This window comes from Desulfosediminicola sp., assembly GCF_048381775.1.
GTDB lineage: Bacteria > Desulfobacterota > Desulfobulbia > Desulfobulbales > Desulfocapsaceae > Desulfopila > Desulfopila ganghwensis.
Map to the genome: position 1 here is coordinate 328740 of NZ_JBLXGE010000006.1, position 24706 is coordinate 353445.

Below are 24706 nucleotides of genomic sequence, written 5' to 3' on the forward strand. Positions count from 1 at the left end.
TCCTGGCTGAAACTCCTTTTTGACCGGTTTCAATCAGGCTTGATTTTCCTTTTCTTCATTCCCTTGTAATTCATTAAGATAATCCTCGAAATACTTCTCAAGGACTACCTTGGCGATAGGTGCTGCAGTCGAGGACCCGCCAAGCCCATGCTCGACAATGACAGTCAACGCAATCTCAGGGTCATCCGCCGGCGCATAACAGGTGAAAAGTGCATGGTCCCGATAATTATAAGGAATGTCATCGTCTTTCAATCCACGGTACTTTGCCACACGAACGACCTGGGATGTACCAGTCTTACCGGCTATTGTCAGGCCATCGATCGCAATTTTACGAGCAGTGCCTTTTCGCCCGTGAACCACGTCTACCATGCCTTGATGAATGATATCCATAAACCGGGAATCGAATTTTTCATCGGCCACAACTATCGGCTCAAATGTATCGGTAACTTCACCGCTGGGATCGACAACTTTCTCTATCAACTGCGGCTGCATTCTTTTACCATTGGCCGCCAAAGCAGCTGTCATTACCGTGAGCTGGATAGGCGTTGCAAGATTATAGCCCTGGCCAATAGCCACAATTACTGTTTCACCGTCATGCCATCTTTCACCATACCGCTGCCTTTTCCAATTCTTGGTAGGGACGAGGCCACTTTTTTCATGCTCCATCTCCACGCCGGTTTTCTCACCCAGGCCGAATTTTTTGGCATACTCTGCTATAGTATCAACCCCAAGCCACTGCCCTAACTGATAAAAGTAAACATCACAAGACTGCTCAAGAGCCTCTTCCAGATTTACGGAACCATGCCCGCTATGCTTCCAGCAGCGATACGTCTTATTGCCGAGAGAATAATGACCAGGGCAATAGATTTTGGTTTCGCGATCAACCAGACCTTTCGCGAGGCCAGCCAGACCGATGACCATCTTGTAGGTTGAGCCAGGCGGGTAGTTTGCCTGGACAATCTTGTTCAGCAACGGATGCTGTGGATTATCACGCAGGGCGTTCCAGTTCTTGTGTGAGATACCGCCGATGAACTGATCGAGCACGATTGACGGCGTTGTTGCCAGAACGAGCAAGCGCCCGGTCTTCACCTCCATGGCAACTACTGCACCAGCGCGCTCATCCCTATCCATCAGGTTCTCTGCAACCTTCTGCAGTTCGGCATCTATAGTGAGGTAAATCTGATTGCCCGGCAAGGGATCGATCTGTTTGAGCTGTTTGCGTTCAAAACCTCTGGCATCTACTTCAATATAGCGATGTCCTTTGCCACCCCTGAGATCTGCTTCGCGGAGCTTCTCCAACCCCTGCTTGCCAACAAGGTCCGTGCCGCTATAGATTTCCTGATCTGACTTTTCAAGCTCTGCCTTACTGATCACACCAAGGTAACCGATAGTATTGGAGGCAAGATTCCCGTACTCATACACCCTGACAGGTTTCACCTCAATACGAATACCTGGAAATTCCTGATTGTGGTTTTCAATATAGGCTAGGGTCTGCCAGTCAATATCTTCTTTGAGAGTGATCGGCAAATACCGTGGCACTCCCGAGGATTTGCGAATCCTCTCCCAGAGAAGGGATATATCTTCCTTTAACACCGGCGCAAGATGTTTCAGGACATCCTCGATGTCATGGCTGTCCTCACGCATGAGAACCACATTAAAAGAAGGCCTGTTGGTAACAATCTCACGCCCTTTTCTGTCGAGTATGTGGCCACGGGGAGCTGCTATTTCCTGAACTCTCACCCTGTTACTGTAAGCATGTTCCTTGTAATCATCGCCGTGGAGAATCTGCAATGACCAGAGCCTGGATATGATAATCGAGAAAAATGGTATAATAACAGCGATTCCGCCAAGCAAACGTCTCCGCAAAAGGTCTACAGCCTCTTCGTCCCGCTCGCTGAATTCCTCGACCTCTTTAAAAAACAACTTCATATACTTTTCCCTCTACGCTTAAAGCGGGTTCCTCGTTCTGTTTTTCAAGCGCCGAGATCGTGCACTGCGCATCTGCAAATGCTCATAGAGGCTGTTGAAAACAAGGAAAAATGGAATTGCAGCTAATATGAGCAGTAAGGTGTCCTGGACAACCTGCCCCCAGGACCAATCTGGTATAGCATGAGCCGCGGAGATGGTTGCGAAAAAATACAACCCGATCTGCAGCAGGAAATAGCTTACGCCAACCATTGGAATCTGATAGGCACTCTCTTTGACCGGACTGTTGACAGTGATAGTCTTCAGGATGACAAAAACCGCAAGGAAAATGAACGGGTAATAACCCAGATTTGCCGCTACAAGCACATCGAGCATCCACCCCAGTGAAAACGACAGGAACACCCCGGGTATCCAGGGCAGCTTATATGCAGAAAAAGCAACCAACAGAAATATTATGTCAGGTCGGGCGAAATTACCGGGTAGAAGCTGCAGCATGGAGGTTTGCACTACAACCAGCAAAACCCCCAGGAGAAGATAGATCATGGCAACCAGCATCTGACTATCTCTCTGCCTCCATATACATTTCACGCAAGATTTTTTTACGGTCAGTGAGGTCAACAAAAACTACTTCAAGTTTTTGAAAATCCACGCTCGGCTCAACCTCTATTTCCTGAAACATGCCACGCTCCATGATGCGAACATTGGAGACACGCCCCAGCGGAATACCAGCCGGGAATATACCACCGATACCGGCAGTTACAATATAATCACCTTTTGCGACATCATCATTTTTCAGAACATACTGCAGTACGTAGCCATGCTCTCCGGCACCTTTTAAGATGCCGCGCACTCTGTTTTTCTGAAGCATTGCATCAATTGCACTACTGGGCGCATTTGCCAGCAAGACCTTGGAATAATTTTCAGAAGCATGAATAATCTGGCCTACCACCCCGCGCGGATTGACCACCACCATACCCTCAACCACATCATCTTCCGAGCCACGGTCAATAATTATAGTCTGGAACCAGAGTGACGGATCTTTACCCACAACTCGTGCGGTTATACGGCCAAACCCCTCTTGCTGTTTGAACTCAAGCAACTCCTCGTAGTGTTTGTACTTCTGATACCCTTCCCGACGTTCGCTCAACTCCAGCATGTACTTATCGACCAACGCCTTCAGCCGTTTATTGTCTTCTCTGACTTCGATCAGGGCTATATAATCGTCTTTTATCGCCGCGACCCCGGATAATGAGTGCGTGACCGCTGATTGCAATGGAGCTATCAGGTCAAGCGTTACCCTGTGCAACGCCCCAAAGCGCCCGCCCAGCATTGAGGCAAGCAAAAGAAGGCCCACCACCAGCAGAGTCCCGAACAATAGCAGGATTCGCACTGAAAGCAGGCCAGATTGTCCATTTCTCGCTTTCGCTCGATTTCTCACGGATCTCCACTTAACATTCATCGGCTAGAAACCGATACCACCTTGGCGTCCAACCGCCAGGTTGAACCGATACATTCCAACACAACCTGCCAGGCGAAAAAACGGCCTGTGCAAGCCGGTTAATAGATGGTGACTTCTCGCAGAATATCCAGATTGTCCAGAGCCTTGCCCGAGCCAAGTACCACTGAAGAAAGCGGATCATCTGCTACGATAATCGGCATTCCTGTAGCCTCTTTCAAGCACTTATCAAGATTCTTCAACAGTGCTCCACCACCGGTCAGCACAATTCCCTGATCGACGATATCAGCAGCAAGTTCTGGTGGAGTCACCTCAAGTGCCACCCTTACGGCCTCAACAATCACGTCTACCTGCTCGGCAATTGCAGACTGAATCTCGTCGGCTGAAATAGTGAGAGTTTTCGGAACACCTGAAACCAGGTCGCGTCCCTTGATTTCCATGGTCTCGTATGGCTCTTCCGGCATAACATTACCGATAGTGGTCTTAATCGACTCTGAAGTTCTCTCACCAATCGCCAGGTTATGTTTGCGCTTGATGTACTGCAGAATAGCCTCATCCATCTTATCGCCAGCAACACGAACTGATTTGGCATAAACAATTCCGGCAAGGGAAATCACTGCAACCTCTGTGGTGCCACCACCGATATCGATGATCATGTTCGCTGTCGGCTCAGTAATAGGCAAATCTGCACCGATCGCGGCTGCCATTGGCTCTTCGATGAGATATACTTCGCGGGCACCGGCCGACTCTGCAGATTCTTTTACCGCACGCTTTTCCACCTGGGTAATTCCGGATGGAACCGAGATCATAATACGCGGATGAACAAGGGTACGCCTGTTATGAACTTTGTTGATGAAATAACGTAGCATAGCCTCAGTCACTTCAAAATCGGCGATTACGCCATCCTTGATCGGCCTGATTGCTTTGATGTTGCCCGGTGTCTTGCCGAGCATCATTTTCGCCTCCTGCCCAACTGCAAGCACTTTGCTCATCCTGCCATCCTGGCGGACCGCAACAACGGAGGGCTCACGCAACACGATCCCTTTACCTTTGACGTACAACACACAATTGGCTGTGCCTAGATCTATTGCAAGATCGTTAGAGAGCCAACCAAAAAGAAAGTTAAATGGTGAATACATACAGCCTTCCTTGGAGTAAAAAAACCACCTTCAGTGGGGAAATTAGATGATCAATTCAGCGGGATATCGACTTGGTGTTTTACCCCCCTCAATCGCGTAAATTCAAGGTCTCTAAGAGATCACTTACAAAACTCCAAACCATAACAAACCACCATAGGGTTTGGCAACAAATTAGGTGTCGGCTACAATAATAGAAGAAATTTCGTTGACAGCGATTTCAAAGCCAGGTATATAATCGGTCACAAATTGCAGAGAGCAAAATGTGGGGCTATAGCTCAGCTGGGAGAGCGCTTGAATGGCATTCAAGAGGTCGGCGGTTCGATCCCGCCTAGCTCCACCACAGATATAAAAAGGTTACACAATTAATTTTGTGTAACCTTTTCTTTTTGCGTCACACTTCACTTTCCATCATCCCGTCGTCCGACTCAGCACACATTTGCCACACTGGCTCCACACGAACAACAGCATCATCGATGCACAATCAAATACACACCCATAGTTTAATTTTAACTACTTATGGTATGCCCTGCCCGATAGTAAGCACCCTTGCTGCACATTCCCTCATGACAAAGTATACATGCAGACCCAAAAAACATTGGTGCAGTGATAATCATCGCAGGGGATTGAATAAGCTCCCTCATCTGAAATAAGAAAAATGAAGTGTTCCTCACATGACCCTTTTAATCCGGTTATGGAGCACAGAGCTTAAAGAAGCTTTTGAACAGCCACCGGAACCGAAAGCACATAGGGGCTATGTTCCCGCAGTGCATCAGAGATTGCGTCTCGTGCCATCCGCGCAGCCTCCATCGTTTCGTACTCCCCGTAGAACACATACACCTGCCCGGAATTTTGTCTGTCTTCCAGGATGAAAAAGTTGTCGGCTTCCTGTCTATATTCTTCGGCGTCAAGCATCTGCTCAATATTTTCCTGCGCATTTTCGGCTGAGAGCACCATGAGCTGCATGGTATATTTGCTGTCACTTTCACCATGCAACCAGTTCTCACCTGCGGCCAGGCGGCGGAAGTATTCATTCTCCAAGCCCGGATCTGTTACCAAATCAACTTTTGTTACCGAAGACTCAATAACAGCACTCTCCATTTCAGGGACTTTCTTGATATTCGAACCCTGTATATTGATACTTGAGACGGTAGCTTCAGCTGGTTTTATTACTTTTTTTGGCTCTGCGCTCACGGTTCCGACTGTATCCTGTCCCGCCCTCAAATGTTCTGTACTGGCCGGTTTTACTTCAGTCATCTCAGTTACAGGCGCACCGGGCTGAAACTCAATGTTTTCGGTGGAATCGTCCAGAGACTTTTCAAATATCAGGTCTATATCCTCATTCGAGAGACCTTCAACGACACTCTCTGCTTCGGTTTGAACAGTGCCGTCGATCTCAGCCACGATCTCTTCTGCCCCGCCCTGTGATTCAGATGATTCGGTTTCTTCTGCCACAATCCTTTTAGCGGAACCTTTTTTCAGAGTCACCGGCTTGCGCGTTACCCGCTCTTCAATAATTTTTTTCCCAACTGTGGGCTGTGGTACTATGCTGACTACTTCCTTGACGAAATCGTCATCACCAATGATCACCGAATTTTCTTCCTTATCGGCTTCCTCAGCATATGCCTTGGACAGATCTGGTTTAACTATCTGGCTGGAGTCTTCGGACAGGTCTGCAACTCCTGACGCTTCCTGTTTCAATGTACTCGCTTCGGCGGCGCCTTCCGGCAATTCTGATTTGAGAGCAACCAACTCATCAATCTCTATTTCATTTATTGTGGTGGGTTCATTTTCTAAACCGGCACTATTATCAACAATAACATCATGCCCTGCCGGTGTACCTTGTTCAGGCTGTTTTCTTTCTGTGAGACCGATTTCGGCTGATGCCTGCTCTAATATTGTTTCAGGTTCTTCAATAATAGGCCGCTGCCCGGCAACAGCTTCAATTGGTTCGTAGCTCTCTTTTTTATTGCCTGTCACCAACACAAAAACAACAGCAAGAGTGGCCACAATGGCTCCACCTGCCATCAACATCTTCTTGTTTGAATAACCGCCAGGCCCAGGTAGTACTGCCCCTTTAATCCCTGCTCCGGTTCCACCCTCGCCGCTTTCTGCATTTTCCAACATGACACAAAAGGAAGCCCCTGAGTTTCCTCGTTTCAGCACTTCGTCTGCGCAGCTATTGATCTTCCTGAAATTTCCCCTCGAGACCTGATTAATTCGCGCAACAGCTTCCGTAGTAAACGAACCGGCATCGACTTGAGCCAGACGCCCTGTACACATTTCAATATACAGGGCGGTCTCAGACTCACTCAGCGGTTGCAGACCATAACGTTTTTCAACAACCTCATTCAGATTACAAATATGCAACTGTTCCAAGTTCTCCAACAGGCCAGGCCGGCCTATAAAGAGGATCTGCATACGGAAATTGTTAGCGTTAACCATGTCCAGCATTTTACGAATGCGCTCGAGTGTAGCCAGATATATTCGTTCTGCGCCATCGAAAACCAACGTCAAACGCTCAGATAAACTTGCTGCTGATTCGGCGATCTCCCCCACCGCCGCCGCGACGCCTTTTCTTGTAAGATCTGTCACCTCGACCCCGACAATCCGGGCAACGACCTTTACAACATTTTCAAATGACAGCACAGTCTTACTAAAATATATCAGCCGGCAGCCATCAACTGATTCGTTGGCAACCATCTTACCTATTACCGATTTGCCGCTTCCCGCCTCTCCGGTTACCACCACCATTGGCACGCCTTCCGCCAGGTCCTGCCTGATATTCTTCAATAGATTCAGACGCCCTATCTCGGGATGAAAATTTTGCGGAATAAACTCCTCAGAAAAAGGTGAAAATTCCTTAGGGGTGGCCTCTGTCATTTTGTCGTCTATCTTCATTTCTCTATATCCATCTGGAACTGCCGCCCTTAATCATAAACCAGACATTTTGCAGCAATTCCAATCTCGCTGTAACGTTCAATTCCTGTTGTCCTTTCACTTGGAACAGGTACAACCATTCACCTAATCCTGCCATTATATGACCAATCGCGCACCAATCCTACCATTGTCGGCACTTCGCTTCAACCGCTCTGAAATCGATCCGGCAGTTCGCTGCCTTCAATATCCATAATCGCCTGGTACAACTTTATTTAAAAGATGAGCTTTTCCGGCAGGTCTCTTGTTGGTACGTAACAGGCTCTGTGTTTAATATTTTAATGAGTATTTTACGATACAGATGCATTTTCCCTCTGCCGATTGCTCTGCATCGCATATTATTGACATCCTGGAAAACTACGGTTAACTTCATTCATGCCAGTATTTCAACTAACAGATAATATTGTATTTCCCCACCCTGACCTCGCAGAGGATAGCGGGCTGCTTGCCGTAGGCGGCGACCTCAGCCCCGAACGTCTCATTAAAGCTTATAGTAACGGGATTTTCCCATGGTACTCGGAAGGTGATCCTATTCTCTGGTGGTTCACTGCCCCGAGACTGGTATTGTTTCCCAACGAACTCAGGGTCTCTAAAAGATTAGCCCGAACCATCCGAAAGCAACCGTTTGAAATCAGCTTTGATCGGGATTTTGAGCAGGTCATCCATAACTGCGCCAGCTGCAGGACCAAAAAAGGTGAAGAGACCTGGATCATTAATGAAATGCAAAACGCATATATCGAATTACACAGGCGTGGCTACTGTCATAGCGTCGAGTGCTGGCAAAAAGGCCTACTCGCCGGTGGTCTTTACGGGGTTCTGATAGACAAGGTCTTTTTCGGAGAATCGATGTTCACCCGGATTACTGATGGCTCAAAGATAGCCTTTGTTGCGCTGATTGAACACCTCAAAAGAATTGGGGTTCAGCTGGTTGACTGCCAGATGACAACGGAACACTTGCTCCGCTTCGGAGCACGAGAGGTTGAGGGAAAAACGTTTCAACAATTGTTGGATAAATATATCCAATCATCCAACCCTGATGGTAGGTGGACGAATGAGCAAAAATGAGAAGAGAACAGGAACCTGTCCAGGCTGTATAAAGGAAAGAGAACTGACCCCATTTGATAACCTTGAACTCTGCTCCGAATGCGGGTCGATCGCGGAAATGATTGCCAGAGACAAAGATCGGGTCACTCGAATCAAAAATCTGCTGCCAGAAAGGAAAAATGGCGATCCGGTGGTACTTCCGGAAGTTCTGGATGCTGTTCGCTACAGGACTAAAGATCGGGAACACAATAGCTGGTACGTCTCCATCAGCGAAATGAAAGGTGAACCAGTTGAAATTTTTGCTTCCACTGCCTTTGACCGGGACCAGCACCTTCAGTCAAGAATATCCAATCTGACAACAATTACCCGGCTGGTCTCCCTGGTTTTACGGCATATAGCACTTGGTGAAGATCTGACTCTGGAAAAGACCCTAACCCAACTACACAGAAGCTCCAGGCAACGCGACGATCTACCGGATATGCTGGTAAAGGTTCTCAGTAAGTATGCGAACCGCCCAGAGGATATTGCCAGACACGAAGTTGAAACACCCTGATCTTTTCAGAGCAGTGTTTCGCAACCTGCTGGAGGTGATCAGCACTCCAGGTAAAACTCATAGGGGATATTGGACTTGTCGAAGTGCCGCAAGACCTTGTGCAGTGCATGCAGGTTCGGCACCTTGAAGTTAAGTTGCCAGGCCGGCTCAAGGGTGGAATATTTAGAAAGCAGCTGAAGGTGGGTGACATCCAATTCTTCTGGTGCATTTCCCAGGGACTGCATAACTTCAGCCCGGGACGCCCGTAGGATGTGCAACTCCTGTTGCTTGCGCACAGATGTTTCCCGAAGTTGCCAGCTGATATTTACCGCGTCTTCGCGCCTGAACTTGATGGAGTGCAATCGAGTGCATTTTTTGTGGTGTACTGAGAATCCCTTCTCGGTGAGTAACGCGCAATTATCCTTGTTGGCAGGGTTTGGCTTACAACAGGAAGAGAGCTTCACAACTACGGGATCCAGTGTGGTCAGCTGAATTTTATTAAAGGCTCCGGTTGGTGTGAAAAGTGGAGACACACCATCGAACATATCATTTTTAATCCTGGCCATAACATCATAAAGCCGCAGACGCCCCTCACCAGTACGACCGTAAAGTTCCTCCAGCGTGTCGACATGGAAATCCCTGAGCAGTTGAAGCAATGGTTCCCCCTCCAGAACATGAAACGGGAAACCGTAACGGAGCATCTCCTGCCTGAGAAGCGATTCACCGACCTGACGGGTAACTCTTCTCCGCCGAATCCTGAATCCCCTGGCCAATTCAGCTCTGGCCCTGGGCGTCTTACAGATATTAATGACATGCTGCTCAAAGCGAACCGGCTCCTTGGCTCGTATGATTCGGACCATGGAACCATCCGTCAGCACATGATCAGCAGGCACCCTGGTATTTCGTATCATCGCACCGAGACAGGTCCGGCCAATCTCAGTATGAACCCGAAAGGCAAAGTCGAGAACCGTTGATTTAAACGGCAGACAGATAAGATCTCCCTGGGGCGTATAGGTGTAAATTTCTTTCTTGCCACTGGCGGCGATGACATCCCGGTACGAGAACGACTCGTCTGAACTCAATACATCGAAGAGCTCCTGAACCTCTTTGACAAAATGTCCCTGCTTACCCGACTTGGAACTCCAGTTACGAAAAAGGCCCCGCTGAGCCTTTCTGGCCATCTCATAGTCCCGTATTTTAAAGAGGAATTTCTGACCCTTAATGATAGCCCTTGCGTGGAGCCCCTGATAGCCTGTCGGCTTCGGATTGGCTATAAAGTCACGAATAGTTCGGGGAATAGGACGGAATGTCTCGTTGATTATGCCCAGGGCGCGATAACAGGAATGGCGATCTTTAACGACAATAACGATCTCCATCGGAGTTTCGATGCGTTTCAGGAGCAACCGGTTGGTAGCATCGTAATAGGCCCAAAGTTCTTTAGTACGCATATTCACTTCGGCGGGAAGCTCATATGCCTTCACCTGCTGCCTGAGTGCCTGTACTATTTCCAGGCCGATTGGTGACTTGCCCAACTGCCTGATATGACTGTTAAGCTTAGCACCCTGTTTGGGATATTTAAAAAGCAGAGCCAGATTATACATCTGCCTCTTAATGGTAAATAAGCCGAACACGGTTGCCAAAGGCGCATAAATATCTATTGTTTCATCAGCTATTCTCTGGCGCTTCTTGCGCGGCAATGCCTGCAGGGTACGCAGATTGTGCAGCCGGTCGGCAAGTTTAACAAGCATAACTTCCGGTCGCAGTGCCGCACCTGAAAATATTTTTCTGTGCGTTCTCTGGGAATTATGTTGCTTACTGCCCGAAACATGCGTTACTTTTGTGCAACCCTCAACGATTGCCTGAACATAGTGACCAAATCGATCACCTACCACTTCAGCCGTCACTTCCTCCACATCTTCAACAGTGTCATGTAACAGTGCAGCAGCAAGAATTTCCGGATGGATGATATCCATCTCTTCGGCTAGAATTTTGGCAACTGAACAAGGATGAAGGATATACGCATCACCAGATTTACGCCATTGATCATAATGGGCCTCAATTGCAAAATCGAGTGCTTCCCAGAAAACAACCTGATCCGGAGAATCTCCCAAGAGGTCAAGCATCTGCCGACGGTAAGAAACTATATCAAAAGGAATACGACGCATACTCTCCTTTTAGGCGCATGCCAGCATCGGCACAGATATATATCTGCCCGCTAAAACCATGCTACACTGAAGAAAACTAATAAAATAACAGACAATCTTGTCTCAGAATAACAGAATTCCCCGTTCAGGGGGAACAAATTTCATTTCATGACTCAAAAAAGATACTCACGAAAAAAGCATCATTCCAAATCCTCTCACAAAAGAGGATCATCGTCGAAAGACCAAACAATACAACATTTTGAAAAGCAGGTTTTGGCCTACCTCTACACCTCCACAGAACCGGCAAGCATGGCCGACATCACCCGGGCTGTTACCGGAAAGAGTACACTGACCCAAGAGGTCAAAGGTACTTTTACTCATCTGTTACATACTAAAACATTAACCAAGGCGGACAAGAAGAGATTTCAACTCAGTCCCAATGCTCCTCTTTACGAGGGCACATTGCAGCAACATCCGAGAGGCTTTGGTTTCGTATCCGTCGCTGTCAAGCACGCCAAGGCTCCCGATCTGGCCAAGGATATCCACATCACTTCGAACAGGATGGGCGGTGCCATGCACGGCGACCGGGTTCTGGTTCACACCCGGCGTGGCGGCTCTTCCGGACGCCCTGAAGGTACAATCTTAAAAGTTTTGAACCCTGGGGCAGACACAATTGCAGGTACTATAGAATTAACACGGCGCGGTTGCTTCGTTCACCCGGATGACAGCAGATTCCCTTTTACTGTCGAAGTGAACCCTGCCGGCTTCGACAACCTTGCCAATGGCATTGCAGTCATCGCCCAGTTCCGTCGTCCTGAAAAACCATCGCCTGTTATAAAAGGGAAGATCATCGAACTCCTTGGGCCAGCCGATAATATCGATGTACAAATGCGGCTGGTGATTGAAAAGTTCCATCTGTCACACATCTTCAGCGATGAAACCCTGGCAGAAGCGAACCAACTGCATGAAAGCGTTAAGCTAACCGAGGACCGTGAAGATTTACGTGACATCCTGCATGTAACAATAGATGGGGAAACAGCCAAAGATTTTGATGACGCAGTCTGTGTTACCAAAACCGCACAGGGTTTCCAACTCCATGTGTCAATTGCCGATGTCTCTCACTATGTGAAACCCGGCTCGGCCATCGACACGGATGCATATCAAAGGGGTACATCCATATATTTTCCAGGCAGAGTAATTCCCATGCTGCCCGAGAAGTTGTCTAATAATCTTTGCAGCCTTATCCCCAACGTAGGTCGAATGGCAGTGACAGCAGTCCTGGATTTCGACCATTCCGGCAAGCGGATCGGTAAGCGGTTCTGCAGATCCGTTATTAAAAGTCATAACAGATTTACCTACACCACGGTTGCCCAGCTTGTTATAGATAAAGATGAAGAGACTCGAAACGCTTTTGGTCCCTTTCTTACCATGCTTGATCATGCAAACGACCTCGCCCGAGTACTCCTCGCCAGACGACTGGAGAGAGGCTCTATTGGTTTTTCATTGCCCGAAGCCGAAATCCAACTTGATACAGACGGCCATATCGAGAGCATAACCAGAGCTGAACGGAATTTTGCCCATCAGATAATCGAAGAGTTTATGCTGGCAGCCAATGAAGCGGTGGCAGAAACCTTCACCAGGAAACATCGTCAAAGCCTCTATCGAATCCACGAATTGCCGGATCATGACAAAATTGTGGAATTCAGCGAATTCGCCAAGACGCTCGATCTTCAGCTCCCCCCACCCGAATCAACTGCTGAGTGGTTTGGCAAAGTTCTTAAACTCTGTAAAGGTTCACCCAAGGAATATATCGTTAACAACCTTCTGCTGAGAGCAATGCAGCAGGCCAGATATTCTTCGGACAATGTCGGTCATTTTGCCCTGGCAGCTACAGATTACACCCATTTCACCTCCCCTATCCGTCGCTACCCCGATCTCATCGTCCACAGAGAGCTCTGTGCAATGCTGGCGGAACAGAGCGCACGCAAAAAACAGACCAAGGCAGAAAACACATTGAAGAATGACCTGCACGAAGTCGGGATATTCCTCTCCGGCAGAGAACGGACCGCAGTCTCATCAGAGCGCGACATGGCCGACCGGCTCAAACTGCTCTATATGGAAAAGCATCTTGGTGAATCGTTCAAAGCAATCATTTCCGGCGTAACTGACTTTGCGTTCTTTGTCGAATTGCTGGATCTCTTCATAAGCGGATCTGTCTCACTCGAGTCACTCAATGACGACTATTACCTCTTTGACGGCAAACATCATCGAGTCATTGGTGAGGTAAGCGGCAAGATCTATCAAATTGGTGATATCATCAGCGTTACCGCAAGCGATGTTGATAGAAATAAAAACAGAATTTACTTCGAACCATCTTCACAGCAATAACGAGTAGAAAGACTTAAAAATCAGTCCATCCAGCCGACAGGGCCTATATTGATCGATATTTTTGCACCTTGACTTGCTGCAATATTTCGAATTAAGTACTCTCAGGAAGGTACTGATTAATACTTTTTTTTCTAAAGATATATTTTACGGTTAACTCGTTCTGGAGGATAGTTCATATGGAAGAAACCAGCATGCTTGCGTCGTTATTCGGCAATCCTTTTGCCAAGGGGCTTGCTTTAGGCTTAGTGATCTGTATCATCTTGTGTTCGTTTATGTACATTCGCGGACTGCTTCGCAGACGTGAACTCAGTAAAGAGGTTGACCGTCTGCGCAACCATCTGCACACCAAACTGGAAATCGATTCTACTGATAACGAACGGCGTAAGGCAGAGCTAACCCGTCTGAAGCAGGAGCGCGACAATCTCCGCATTACTGTGCAGTCACTGAACCAGAAGCCTGGTCGAAAAGAGATTCGTCAATACTACATCTATCAGACCGCAATCGACATCATGTTCGAAAAAGCTCCAGGGTTTGCACCAGCCTGGCAGGTTACCCTGAAAGAGGCTGAGAGACTGTTCGAAAAATCTGAAAGTGGTGTGGTACCTCTGCTTAAAAGACTGATGCCTTCTACCGCTGACAAGCAGGTTGAAGAGTACGAAAAAATCAGCAGAATCTCAATGGATACCACCAGCAAGAAAAACTGAGATTTTTCTGCACGAGCGGAAATTCGACGCCAGTTTCAATTACTTCAAGCAGGGATTGACCGAAACAACGGTTCAATCTCTGCTTGTTGTTTAAGCCCTCTGCCAACACCCCTCCTTTTACAATTTCCTTTTCCTGACAGATATCATGCATCAAGACCGTGAGCTTTTATCCCAGGTGGCCATTGTCCTCGTCCACCCGAAATTTGCAGAAAATGTAGGTTCTGCCGCGAGGGTCGCTTTTAATATGGGCATCAGCAGAATCATTCTGGTCCGCGACGAAATGCCGGACCGGGAAAACATGGCCAAAATGGCCACCCACAAAGCTGCACATCTTCTCGACTCGATAGAGGTATATTCCACCCTGGAGGAAGCACTGAAACCCTTTTCTATTATCGTCGGTACCACGGCCCGACTCGGCAAAAAGAGAACCATCGAGCGTAATCCCAGGGAAGTGATAGAGGCGGTTATCCCCGATCTCCCCAACAACCATATGGCCATAATGTTCGGCCCGGAAGATACCGGCCTGACCAATGACGAACTAAAATACTGCAATTACACCTCATGCATTCCGACAGCCGATTTTTCATCACTCAACCTGGCCCAGGCTGTCGCTATCCACTGCTATGAGCTGTATTTCAGTATAGTTCACGCCCCCAACGCTGTTGAGCCCAATCCAAGATATGCATCATCTTTCGAACTCGAAGGGATGTACAAGCATGTGGAGGATGCCTTATTACGTATTGATTTTCTGAAAGAAAAAAGTCATACATACTGGATGAGCAACATCAGGCAGTTCCTTGGAAGAGTCAGACTTTCCTCTAAAGACGCCAGCGTCATTCGTGGTATTTGTCGCCAGTTTTTATGGTACAAGGGGAAAAACCAGAAAGAATGATTTACTATGAGAGCCGACGATGGACACACGCGATATCCCCAGACCCTTTGCCATTCCATCAAATAAATTCTATCCTCCCCATATTGACGAATCTCAATCCCTGCTCCGCACCGGCCTGCTGAACTCTAAACTTCCGCATAAGATACGGAACAAAAAAGCAATCATCATAGAAGCCCAGGCTGGCCAGGGAAAAACGACCCTCGTCTCGCAATTCATCAATCATCACAATATTGATTTTATCTGGTACCAGATCGGCCCTGAAGATTCCGACCCGGTATTGCTGCTCTCATCGCTACTGGCAAATTTCAATCAGAAATTTACCGATTTTTACTCCCCGCAACTCTCCACCATACTCCGGGACGGAGTCGTCGGTCCCCTCGACCTGAAAAAATGTGCCAACATCCTGCTTGGTGATCTGAACATCTACCTCCAACAGGATATGTTCATTGTTTTTGATGATCTGCATTTACTCACCGGCAGCATACTCACCAACAATCTGCTTGAGTATATGATCGACACATCTCCGCCGCGACTCCATTTTATACTCATCTCAAGGCACCCTCTCGAGATGAAATGTAAAACCTTCCGGGACAGCAGTAAAATCAGCTACCTGAGCACCAGTGATCTCGCACTCGACAATAGAGAAATCGAAGACCTTTTCACCAATGTTTTCGAAAGAGATATCACCCGCCAGGACGCGATTGATATCCACCGCATGACTAACGGCTGGATAATGGGCATCGTACTCGCCAGCCACCCGATGAGCGGCCGCAATCACTTTTGGCAAAACTCCACCAATGACTCTGTCATTGCCCCGGATTCAGACCAGGGACACATGCTTGATTATTTCCAGGATGAAATTTTCGACAAGATCCCGGAAGAGTTACACACTCCGTTCTTCCGTCTATCATTCATCAGTGAAATTCCCGTTCAACTCGCTACGATCCTTACCGGTATCGAAGACGTTGGAAACATCCTCTCAGAAATGGCCAGAGAGAATTTTTTCGTCTACAGACTTGATGACAACAAATCTGTATTCAGGTTCCATCACTTTTTTCAGGAATTCCTCCAATTGCAGGGTACAGCTCTGTTCAGCAACACCGAAATCCAGTCGATCCATACCAGGGAAGCCGAGTACTATCTGGAACTGGACATGGTTGAAAAAGCCCTTGCCTGCTACCGGAAAGCTGAGGACTACCTGACTATGGACCGTATCCTGCAAACCAGAGGTATGGAACTTGTATCCAAAAACCGGACATTTACCATTTTTGCCCTGTTAAATTCGATCCCAAAAGAGACTCTTTTTGAATATAACTGGCTGACCTTTTTTGCCGGATTGATGCAAAACGATTATTCGCCCCAGACAACCCTGCCATATTACGAACGGGCTATCGAACTGTTTATGGAAAGCCGTGATCCCATAGGTGAAATTTTGTGTCTGTCCCAGATGATTTATTTCCATTTCGTCATCACCGGCAAATACAATGTAGGCTCACGACTGCTCCCCAACACTGCTCACCTTTTAAAGGCACACGAACAATCCCTCCCGGACACGGTAAAAATTCTTGCTGCCCGTAATCTTGCCTGCGGTCACTGCTTCTTTGATAGCCAAATGGATAAAGCCAGAAATTATATCCATATGGCCAACACCCTCTCCAAACGTTATGACAGTAGAAATTTCCAAGCCTCCGCCCGTTTTACCAAGGGATATATTGAATTACTCTGTGGCAATAGGGCAAAATTTCTGCGTGAGGCTGAAAAATGCTACTCCCTGTCAAACGACCCGTTAGTTGGGATGTCAAACAAACTGACCATTCACGTGATGTACCTCTGTTACCTCTCCATGGTCGGTGATTTCCTCAACTTTAAAATCGCACAGGAAGCAATTCAGAAAAGCATTGACCGGACAATCGTCGACCAGACTGTGGCTGCGCCATATATTTATGTATGGGGAGCCGCCTGCTACATCTCCATGGGCCAGACCGATACCTCAATGGAGCTTTTGAACAAGGGATTCGGTATCACTTCAACAGCCTCCAGTCATCACATGCACAGTCAATTGTTACAGTGGCTTGCTTATGGACATGCGCTACAGGGGAGCAATGAAGAGGCCGTACATTTCATAGAAGAATCTATTACTCTTCGATCAGACACAGGCGGAGTCTTTTATGAACTGTTCAATAATATTATGGCAGGCGCCATCTATGCCCGCACTGGGCGGGGCGATAAGGCCGCAGCGCTATTAGACGACGGTGTCGCCAGAACACAGCTTATTCCGTCTACCTTCCTGCATATCTGTGCACTCTTTCAGCGCAGTTACTGCAAGCTGGTCTACGTCGATACTGAAAGCGCCCTCGATGATCTCGAAGCTGGATTGTCTCTTATGAAAAGCAACGGCTACACCCATTTCTGGGGGTGGGAGCCTGTTATGATGACTAAGCTGCTGACACTGGCCGTCCAGTTTGATATCGAGAGAAGCTTCGCACAGATGCTCTGCCAGGAACGATTAAAAATGCATCTTGGAGAAAATGGCGAACCCACTCCCCTGCTCAACTTTTCCCTCCTCGACAGCTTCCAGATAAGTCTTGGCACAACCATTATTAGCCATTCTAAAGATCTCACCCCATCCCAGCGTGAGCTTCTAGGCCTGTTGATAACTGCCAAAGGTCAGAGAATAAGCCAGGAGAGAATCCAGCTTGAACTATGGCCGGACAACACTCCGGAAAATGCCCGCAAGAGTTTTGACACCCTGCTTACCCGACTGAGAAAGGAGCTCTCTAAAAATGAAATACTTCAGGTTCGGGATTACATCCACATGCAGAAAGGAATTCTCTGTCTGAGCAACTATCAGATGGATTCCCTGCAATTTACCGATGCGGCCCGCAGAGGAATTGTTCACGCCAAAAATAGCGACTGGTGGCAGGCTGGCAACGCCTTCCAGCACGCACTCTACCACTGGAAAGGTTCTTTGCCTGAAGATAGTTTCAAGAGTGAACAGGTCCTGACCTACAATGATCAACTCGCCAATACCCTTATCGAATTTACGACGACCTGGGCACGTCATATGGCAGAAACCGGCCGCACCGATGAAGCTATAGCCCTTATCGAAAGAGTGCTGCAAACCAACAAGCTTGAAGAAGAGCTAGTCACTCTGCTCTATGCACTACACTCTAAAAACAACAGCCCGATCAAAGCTAAAGAGACATTGGAACGATATAAAGTGGCATTGAAAAAAGTTGAATATTCACAACGGGAGATCGATGAGTACATAGAGGTAATCCTCGCCACAGCAAAGGAGACGGTATTCGAGCAATCCAGTTCTTCCTACTAGGAAGTCAGGATTCAACACCTTCCCCCTGCTCCTGTGAAATGAGCGTGTGCTATACTCCTGCCCCCCCCTCTTCTATTCCGGCAAGAGGGCACATCTCACACAGTGGTGAACTCTTTTTGCAATAGTCCTTGCCGACCATAACGATCAGGGCGTGATACTCACCATAAAGTTGCGGGTCCGGCTCCAGCCTGCTGGTGAATTCTTCCTGCAATTCGTTGTAATCACACTCTTCAGCTACCAGCCCGTGTCTGGAAAAAACCCGATGGGTATAGTTGTCGACCACAAAGACCGGATGGTTTCCGCAATACAGCAGTATTACATCTGCAGTCTCAGGTCCTACCCCCTTTACCGTCAGCAGATTTGACCTGGCATCCTCAGTGCTGCCGGCAAGCAATGCGTCCAGATCGCCCCCATAGCATCCTGAGATCATCTTCAGTAGATTATGGAGGCGCTTCGCTTTCACATTATAATAGCCTGATGGCCTGATGAGTTCGGCCAACTCATCAGCCGGGGTAGCATGCATTGCCGCAAATGAAAGCAGACCTGCGTCCCGGAGATTATCCATTGCCTTGGCTACATTCGTCCAATTAGTATTCTGGACCAAAACCGCACCGACAAGGATTTCAAACTCCGTTTCACCCGGCCACCAGTTTTTTTGCGGGCCATAATGCTGATAGAGACGATCGTAAACTTCTAAAAATGATTTGGCCCGCATAATGCGAAATCCTTTATGAGCAGATATTATTTCTTTATGACAGGCCAATTTTCAGGGGAATCACCAAGGCAAATCCCTATATCATCAGCCGTTAATATTTTGTCTGAATCAAGATTTACCTTCTTTCTTGAACGGATCGCATCTTCCAGGGGTACGCCTTTCATTGTGGAGTGCACAAAAGCCACCATCTGCCCAAATTTACCCTCTTCAACTATGCGCACCGCTGCAGCTCCAAAACGAAGTGCCAACAGTCTGTCAAACGTGGTAGGTGAACCGCCTCGCTGCAAATGACCTAGCACCAGCGATCTGGTATCTTTGTCTGTTCGCCGGCGGATCTGATCGGCAACATACTCCCCTACCCCACCAAGCACCACCTCTTCACGGCCAAGTTCGCCTACGCCTTTATTAAAAGATTCACCAGACTTCGTCACCGCCCCCTCGGCAACCACAACTATTGAATAATGCTTGCCATACAACTCATTATCCGTAATCTTCTCGCACACATAGTCCATATCAAAGGGGATCTCGGGAATCAAAATGGCATCAGCTCCACCAGAAATCCCCGAATAGAGTGCAATCCAGCCCGAATCCCGTCCCATAACCTCTACAACCATAACCCGATTATGCGATTTTGCTGTGGAGTGCAATTTATCAAGAGCTTCAGTTGCCGTTGATACAGCGGTATCAAAACCGAATGTTCGATCCGTCTCTTCCAGATCATTGTCGATTGTTTTCGGAATTCCGATCACCGGCATCCCCTTCAGGGCGAACCTGTGAGCTATTTCAAGGCTACCATCTCCTCCAATGGCGATATGACAGTCAAACCCCATTCGATGGAAATTTCGAAGTATCTTATCAGAAACATCAACAATCTGGATCTCACCGGCAAGATTCTCCACAGGTCGTGCAAATGGATGACCCTTATTGGCAGACCCGAGAATCGTGCCTCCCATGGCGTAAATCTCGGATACATCCTTAGGGGTGAGCCTGATCATCTTGTCTATATCCAGAAAACCGCCGTACCCATCCCGGCTGCCATAGACGTCCCAGCCTCGTTTGTAACATGAGTGTACAACCGCAAATATCACCGCATTCAGACCTGGGGCATCGCCTCCCCCTGTTGAAATGACTATTTTTTTCATATTAGATACCTTCTGAATAATGAACGGATGTTGAGGTTTGACAAAGGGTCAACTTCTTCCGGTTCAGGCTGCGTTAATGAACACAGACTATTTATAGAGAGATAACAAAACATTATACATTCAATGGTGTCCGATGAGTCACTGCAAAATAATATAAACAATATCACCTTCATTTTCAGCGGTTCAAGTAAAAAACTTGTTGCACAATGGCACTGGTTATGTAATCAACAGAGTGACCTCAATTCAAAAGCAGCAGGAAAGGTTCTATTAAATAAGATTCTTAATTGACATCTCATATTCTGCACTTACCTTTTGTGGCACAAGAAGAAACTTCCCCAGGGAAGTCAAACCAGTAACAGTTCAACAATGTAAGCAAAATTGTTGAAACCGAGGAGGCAATATGTCTGATTTCAGTGTAACAGACTTAGCTGTAGAAAAACTAAAAGAATACATGGAGCAGAACAATATCGATTCTGCTCTGCGTGTCGCCCTCATGCAGGGTGGCTGAGCTGGACCCTCTCTGGGCTTGGCTCTGGATGAGCCAAAAGATAACGACAAAGTATACGAGAACGACACCCTGAAGTTTCTGGTTGAAGAGAGCCTGCTGACTACTTGTGGTTCTATCACCGTAGACTTCATCGACGCTGGACCTCGTTCCGGTTTCGGTATCACCTCCTCCAACCCAATTGGCGGCGGTGGCTGTAGCTCTGGAGACTGTTCTTCAGGCAGCTGCGGCTGATTCTCACATACTTTCATATATATGAGTTCTGATTCGTTCAGAACTTATCGAAAGTTGAAGGGGCTTTCTCGGTTACGAGAAAGCCCCTTTTTTTATTACCTTTTCCTCTTCCTCATACCCTTCCCCTCCTGCTTGACACAACTTTTAACGATTCTTATGTTCTCAGCGCTGAGATGTTCACTATTCCATGTAACCGAGGTTAGTTATCTGTCATCGAGAAAGGCAGACCCGGGAGGGGAAAATGCAATTTGACAAATTCACATTAAAATCGCAGGAAGCTATCCAGGCTGCACAACAGCTTGCGAGGGATAACGGACAACAGGAGATTCGGCCAGCCCATGTGGCACGGGTGATTCTGGAACAAAAGGGAGGTGTGGTCTCTTCGATTCTGAAAAAAATGGGTGTCGATCCTTCACAGGTTCTTGCTGACTGCATTTCTCAGATTGAAGCCATCCCGAAGGTGAGCGGCACCGGCGCCGGACAGATATACCTCTCCAATAATCTCCAGAAAGTTCTCGACTCCGCTTTCAAGATTGCCGGGTCTATGCAGGACGAATTTGTGAGCCAGGAGCATATCTTCCTGGCTATTATCAGGAATGACTCAGACGATTTTGCTAAATCATTGAAAAACAGAGGGGTTACTGAAAACAAATTCCTGGAAGCATTGCAGTCAATCAGAGGTGATCACAGGGTAACAGACCCCTATCCTGAAGAAAAGTATCAGGCTCTCGAGAAATACGGTATCAACCTCACCAATCAAGCCAAACTCGGTAAACTCGATCCGGTTATCGGACGTGACAATGAAATACGGAGAATCGTCCAGGTACTCTCCAGAAGGACGAAGAATAACCCGGTACTGATCGGTGAACCGGGAGTCGGCAAGACTGCCATTGTCGAGGGACTCGCACAAAGAATAGTTAACGGTGATATTCCCGCTACGCTTAAAGACAAGCAGGTCGTAACTCTCGATCTTGGCGCGATGGTTGCCGGGGCGAAGTACCGCGGCGAATTTGAAGATCGACTGAAAGCAGTCCTGCAAGAGGTTCAGAAAAAAGCTGGGGCTATCATCCTCTTTATTGATGAAATCCATACACTGGTCGGTGCCGGAGCGGCCGAGGGCTCAATGGATGCCTCAAACATGCTCAAACCAGCGCTTGCAAGGGGTGAGCTCCATTGCGTCGGTGCAACTACACTGGATGAATACCGCAAATACATAGAAAAAGACAGCGCCCTGGAAAGACGCTTTCAACCGGTGATAGTTCAGGAGCCAACAGTCGAAGATACCATAGCTATCCTGCGGGGCATAAAGGATAAGTACGAAGTACACCACGGTGTACGAATACAGGATTCTGCCACTGTAGCTGCGGTAACCCTTTCAAACAGATATATAACCGACCGCTTCCTGCCCGACAAGGCGATAGACCTCATCGATGAAGCAGCCTCCCAGCTTCGAATAGAGATCGACTCCATGCCAACAGAGATCGATGAACTTGAAAGAAAACGTATCAAACTGGAAATAGAACAGGAGGCCCTTAAAAAAGAAGATGACAAGGTCTCAATTGACAGGCTTGGAGAGATCCGTGAAAAGCTCGCCAATCTTACCGAGCAACTCAACGGCATGCGGGGTCAATGGTCCCTCGAAAAAGAGACTATTCAGAAAATACGCGATATAAAAGGAAAGATCGATGAGCTTCATGTGGAAGAACAGCAGGCCGAGAGGAGAGGAGATCTCAGCACCGTCGCTGAAATCCGCTACGGCAGGATAGTACAGCTCGAAAAGGACCTCGAAAACGCCAATGACCAGCTGCGCTCAATTCAGTCGGAACATATGATGCTGAAAGAAGAGGTGAGTGCCGAGGATATCGCAACCGTCATAGCCAAATGGACAGGCATCCCGACAGATAAGCTGCTTGAGGGGGAAAAAGAAAAACTTCTCCATGCAGAAGAAGAGCTTGCCAGGCGCGTTATTGGTCAACAAGACGCAATTCGTGCAGTCTCCAACGCAGTACGGAGAGCCCGTGCAGGACTCCAGGATCCGGACAGGCCGCTTGGCTCGTTCATTTTCCTGGGACCAACCGGTGTCGGCAAAACTGAACTCGCACGCTCATTGGCTGATTTTCTTTTTGACAGCCAGCAGGCTATGATCCGCATCGACATGAGTGAATTCATGGAAAAGCACTCGGTAGCCAGGCTTATCGGAGCACCTCCAGGCTATGTGGGTTACGACGAAGGAGGGTATCTCACGGAATCTGTCAGAAGACGCCCCTACTCCGTTATCCTGCTCGACGAAATCGAAAAAGCACACCCGGATGTCTTTAATGTGCTTCTGCAGGTACTGGATGACGGCAGAATGACAGACGGCAAAGGGCGAACGGTCGACTTTAAAAACACCATACTCATTATGACTTCCAACCTGGGAAGCCAGTTAATAATGAGTATGAAGCAAGAGAATAAGGATGAAAAAGAGATAGCGAACCAGATCGAGACAATCCTGCAAAGCCAGTTCAAACCTGAATTCTTAAACAGAATAGACGAAACAATAATCTTTCACAGTCTGGACAGAGAAAACATGGTGCAGATCGTTGACATTCAGCTCCAGCGCCTGATACACAGGTTAAAGGAAAAAAACATATCCCTGAAGATACGGCACAGCGCCAAAGAGTTTCTCGTCGCCCACGGTTACAATCCCGCCTTTGGAGCACGACCGCTCAAAAGATCAATTCAGCGCTACCTTGAGGATCCTCTTGCGATGGAACTCCTGGAAGGACGTTTTTCGGAAGGAGACCATATCTTTGTCGAATCGAGCGGAAACGAGTTAAGATTTACAAAGGCATCTCAATAGCTTAACAAGGAAAAACAGACTTTATTTGGTCCATTCCCTTTACCTTTGACCAAGAATGTGTTTGCATAGTTGTTCTTGCGCTATATTTCCCCCTTATTGCTTAAGGGGGATTATCGAACACTAATTTTCTACCTTAACGAGCATATACATGAGCAAAACAGTTGAAGATCTTTCCATCAATTACGAAGAAGATGGCAAACTTCTGGTAAAAGAAACCGGTAAAGAGATACTCTCCAAAGGTGCCTGGACCACTATTATCTTCCGCTATCAGAACTGGGACAACGCCAAAGGCGACTACGGTAAAGATATGTTTACCATACGCCGCTATCAAAAGCGCCAGGGAGAGTATATCCCAAAATCCAAATTCAACATCTCAAGTAAAGAGCAGGCCGAGAAAGTTGTTAACGCCTTACAAGGTTGGCTGAAGGACTGACCATTATAATAAAAGAAAGGTCTCCGTCCTTCCCTGTTATCTTGATTTGACTTTACGGCCAGCTTTAGCATAAACTCATCAGAGCGATGTTCCTAACTTTTGCAAAGTTGGCCGTAGAACGATCTGTTTAAAAGGACAAGAGTTGATTCTTAATATGGTTTTCCTGCAACATTCCTGTTGACAGTCTCTACCTCATCCTGTAGATTGCCGCGGTCTTTGAAACACGGAGAACAACACTCGACGACTAGAAGTCGCGCAGCTGACTGAGCTTCGAAACGTGCCAGAGATGATGCTTAAAAGAAACCTTGAGCATCGCAACAAAGTGGTTGACGAACATCACCAGCA

At 47.5% G+C, this 24706-nt stretch carries 17 protein-coding genes and 1 tRNA gene; 10 read left to right on the forward strand and 8 right to left on the reverse strand.

What is annotated here, in order from left to right; all coding sequences use genetic code 11:
• Positions 1-33: 33 nt before the first annotated feature.
• The 4 genes from mrdA to ACN5NT_RS12610 form a co-directional block, all read right to left on the reverse strand.
• Complete coding sequence (gene mrdA / locus ACN5NT_RS12595) at positions 34-1929, reverse strand: penicillin-binding protein 2 (RefSeq protein ID WP_419175636.1); 1896 nt, start codon at positions 1927-1929, stop codon at positions 34-36.
• 18 nt (positions 1930-1947) lie between these two features.
• Positions 1948-2469, reverse strand: a complete 522-nt coding sequence (locus ACN5NT_RS12600; protein ID WP_136798122.1) for a hypothetical protein — start codon at positions 2467-2469, stop codon at positions 1948-1950.
• 16 nt (positions 2470-2485) lie between these two features.
• Positions 2486-3364, reverse strand: a complete 879-nt coding sequence (gene mreC / locus ACN5NT_RS12605; RefSeq protein WP_167495802.1) for a rod shape-determining protein MreC — start codon at positions 3362-3364, stop codon at positions 2486-2488.
• 119 nt (positions 3365-3483) lie between these two features.
• Positions 3484-4521: a rod shape-determining protein gene (locus ACN5NT_RS12610; RefSeq protein WP_136798124.1), complete on the reverse strand. Its 1038-nt coding sequence runs from the start codon at positions 4519-4521 to the stop codon at positions 3484-3486.
• A 264-nt stretch (positions 4522-4785) separates the two neighbouring features.
• On the opposite strand from ACN5NT_RS12610, the gene ACN5NT_RS12615 reads away from it, so the two are divergent.
• Positions 4786-4861, forward strand: a tRNA-Ala gene (locus tag ACN5NT_RS12615).
• Positions 4862-5226: 365 nt separating this feature from the next.
• Here ACN5NT_RS12615 and ACN5NT_RS12620 read toward each other — a convergent pair.
• The gene (locus ACN5NT_RS12620) at positions 5227-7419 is read right to left on the reverse strand and encodes an AAA family ATPase (RefSeq protein ID WP_419175637.1); all 2193 of its coding nucleotides are present in this window, start codon (positions 7417-7419) and stop codon (positions 5227-5229) included.
• A 411-nt stretch (positions 7420-7830) separates the two neighbouring features.
• On the opposite strand from ACN5NT_RS12620, the gene aat reads away from it, so the two are divergent.
• Both aat and ACN5NT_RS12630 read left to right on the forward strand, forming a co-directional pair.
• Positions 7831-8520, forward strand: a complete 690-nt coding sequence (aat, locus tag ACN5NT_RS12625; RefSeq protein ID WP_136798126.1) for a leucyl/phenylalanyl-tRNA--protein transferase — start codon at positions 7831-7833, stop codon at positions 8518-8520.
• Positions 8507-9052, forward strand: coding sequence for a hypothetical protein (locus ACN5NT_RS12630; RefSeq protein WP_228721398.1), 546 nt, complete (start codon positions 8507-8509; stop codon positions 9050-9052). Before aat ends, ACN5NT_RS12630 begins: the two co-directional genes overlap by 14 nt.
• A 38-nt stretch (positions 9053-9090) precedes the next feature.
• On the opposite strand, the gene ACN5NT_RS12635 is transcribed toward ACN5NT_RS12630, so the two are convergent.
• The gene (locus tag ACN5NT_RS12635) at positions 9091-11196 is read right to left on the reverse strand and encodes an HD domain-containing protein (RefSeq protein ID WP_136798127.1); all 2106 of its coding nucleotides are present in this window, start codon (positions 11194-11196) and stop codon (positions 9091-9093) included.
• Positions 11197-11343: 147 nt separating this feature from the next.
• Between ACN5NT_RS12635 and rnr the strand changes: the two genes are divergently transcribed.
• The 4 genes from rnr to ACN5NT_RS12655 all read left to right on the forward strand — a co-directional run bounded on the left by rnr (position 11344) and on the right by ACN5NT_RS12655 (position 18490).
• A complete protein-coding gene (gene rnr, locus ACN5NT_RS12640; protein WP_419175638.1) occupies positions 11344-13563 on the forward strand; it encodes a ribonuclease R in 2220 nt (739 codons plus the stop codon).
• Positions 13564-13739: 176 nt separating this feature from the next.
• A complete protein-coding gene (locus ACN5NT_RS12645) occupies positions 13740-14267 on the forward strand; it encodes a hypothetical protein (RefSeq protein ID WP_136798129.1) in 528 nt (175 codons plus the stop codon).
• 145 nt (positions 14268-14412) lie between these two features.
• On the forward strand, positions 14413-15159 hold the full coding sequence (locus ACN5NT_RS12650) for an RNA methyltransferase (protein ID WP_136798130.1): 747 nt from the start codon (positions 14413-14415) through the stop codon (positions 15157-15159).
• A 19-nt stretch (positions 15160-15178) separates the two neighbouring features.
• The gene (locus ACN5NT_RS12655) at positions 15179-18490 is read left to right on the forward strand and encodes a BTAD domain-containing putative transcriptional regulator (RefSeq protein WP_419175639.1); all 3312 of its coding nucleotides are present in this window, start codon (positions 15179-15181) and stop codon (positions 18488-18490) included.
• Positions 18491-18539: 49 nt separating this feature from the next.
• On the opposite strand, the gene ACN5NT_RS12660 is transcribed toward ACN5NT_RS12655, so the two are convergent.
• Positions 18540-19205 carry an endonuclease III domain-containing protein gene (locus ACN5NT_RS12660; RefSeq protein WP_136798132.1) on the reverse strand — a complete coding sequence of 222 codons (666 nt, stop codon included), beginning with the start codon at positions 19203-19205 and terminating at the stop codon, positions 18540-18542.
• A gap of 26 nt (positions 19206-19231) precedes the next feature.
• Positions 19232-20347, reverse strand: coding sequence for a 6-phosphofructokinase (locus ACN5NT_RS12665; RefSeq protein ID WP_136798133.1), 1116 nt, complete (start codon positions 20345-20347; stop codon positions 19232-19234).
• A 400-nt stretch (positions 20348-20747) separates the two neighbouring features.
• Between ACN5NT_RS12665 and ACN5NT_RS12670 the strand changes: the two genes are divergently transcribed.
• From ACN5NT_RS12670 to ACN5NT_RS12680, 3 genes are all read left to right on the forward strand, one after another.
• Positions 20748-21086, forward strand: a complete 339-nt coding sequence (locus ACN5NT_RS12670) for an IscA/HesB family protein (protein ID WP_338031715.1) — start codon at positions 20748-20750, stop codon at positions 21084-21086.
• Between the two features lie 241 nt (positions 21087-21327).
• On the forward strand, positions 21328-23928 hold the full coding sequence (clpB, locus tag ACN5NT_RS12675) for an ATP-dependent chaperone ClpB (protein ID WP_419175640.1): 2601 nt from the start codon (positions 21328-21330) through the stop codon (positions 23926-23928).
• Between the two features lie 148 nt (positions 23929-24076).
• Positions 24077-24361, forward strand: coding sequence for a hypothetical protein (locus ACN5NT_RS12680; protein WP_136798137.1), 285 nt, complete (start codon positions 24077-24079; stop codon positions 24359-24361).
• The last annotated feature ends 345 nt before the right edge of the window (positions 24362-24706 follow it).

Bases quoted from the DNA above. Each gene is read 5' to 3' on its own strand.
- mrdA (WP_419175636.1), bottom strand. From the start codon at position 1,929: ATGAAGTTGTTTTTTAAAGAGGTCGAGGAATTCAGCGAGCGGGACGAA.
- ACN5NT_RS12600 (WP_136798122.1), bottom strand. From the start codon at position 2,469: ATGATCTATCTTCTCCTGGGGGTTTTGCTGGTTGTAGTGCAAACCTCC.
- ACN5NT_RS12610 (WP_136798124.1), bottom strand. From the start codon at position 4,521: ATGTATTCACCATTTAACTTTCTTTTTGGTTGGCTCTCTAACGATCTT.
- ACN5NT_RS12620 (WP_419175637.1), bottom strand. From the start codon at position 7,419: ATGAAGATAGACGACAAAATGACAGAGGCCACCCCTAAGGAATTTTCA.
- aat (WP_136798126.1), top strand. From the start codon at position 7,831: ATGCCAGTATTTCAACTAACAGATAATATTGTATTTCCCCACCCTGAC.
- ACN5NT_RS12630 (WP_228721398.1), top strand. From the start codon at position 8,507: ATGAGCAAAAATGAGAAGAGAACAGGAACCTGTCCAGGCTGTATAAAG.
- ACN5NT_RS12635 (WP_136798127.1), bottom strand. From the start codon at position 11,196: ATGCGTCGTATTCCTTTTGATATAGTTTCTTACCGTCGGCAGATGCTT.
- rnr (WP_419175638.1), top strand. From the start codon at position 11,344: ATGACTCAAAAAAGATACTCACGAAAAAAGCATCATTCCAAATCCTCT.
- ACN5NT_RS12645 (WP_136798129.1), top strand. From the start codon at position 13,740: ATGGAAGAAACCAGCATGCTTGCGTCGTTATTCGGCAATCCTTTTGCC.
- ACN5NT_RS12650 (WP_136798130.1), top strand. From the start codon at position 14,413: ATGCATCAAGACCGTGAGCTTTTATCCCAGGTGGCCATTGTCCTCGTC.
- ACN5NT_RS12655 (WP_419175639.1), top strand. From the start codon at position 15,179: ATGGACACACGCGATATCCCCAGACCCTTTGCCATTCCATCAAATAAA.
- ACN5NT_RS12660 (WP_136798132.1), bottom strand. From the start codon at position 19,205: ATGCGGGCCAAATCATTTTTAGAAGTTTACGATCGTCTCTATCAGCAT.
- ACN5NT_RS12665 (WP_136798133.1), bottom strand. From the start codon at position 20,347: ATGAAAAAAATAGTCATTTCAACAGGGGGAGGCGATGCCCCAGGTCTG.
- clpB (WP_419175640.1), top strand. From the start codon at position 21,328: ATGCAATTTGACAAATTCACATTAAAATCGCAGGAAGCTATCCAGGCT.
- ACN5NT_RS12680 (WP_136798137.1), top strand. From the start codon at position 24,077: ATGAGCAAAACAGTTGAAGATCTTTCCATCAATTACGAAGAAGATGGC.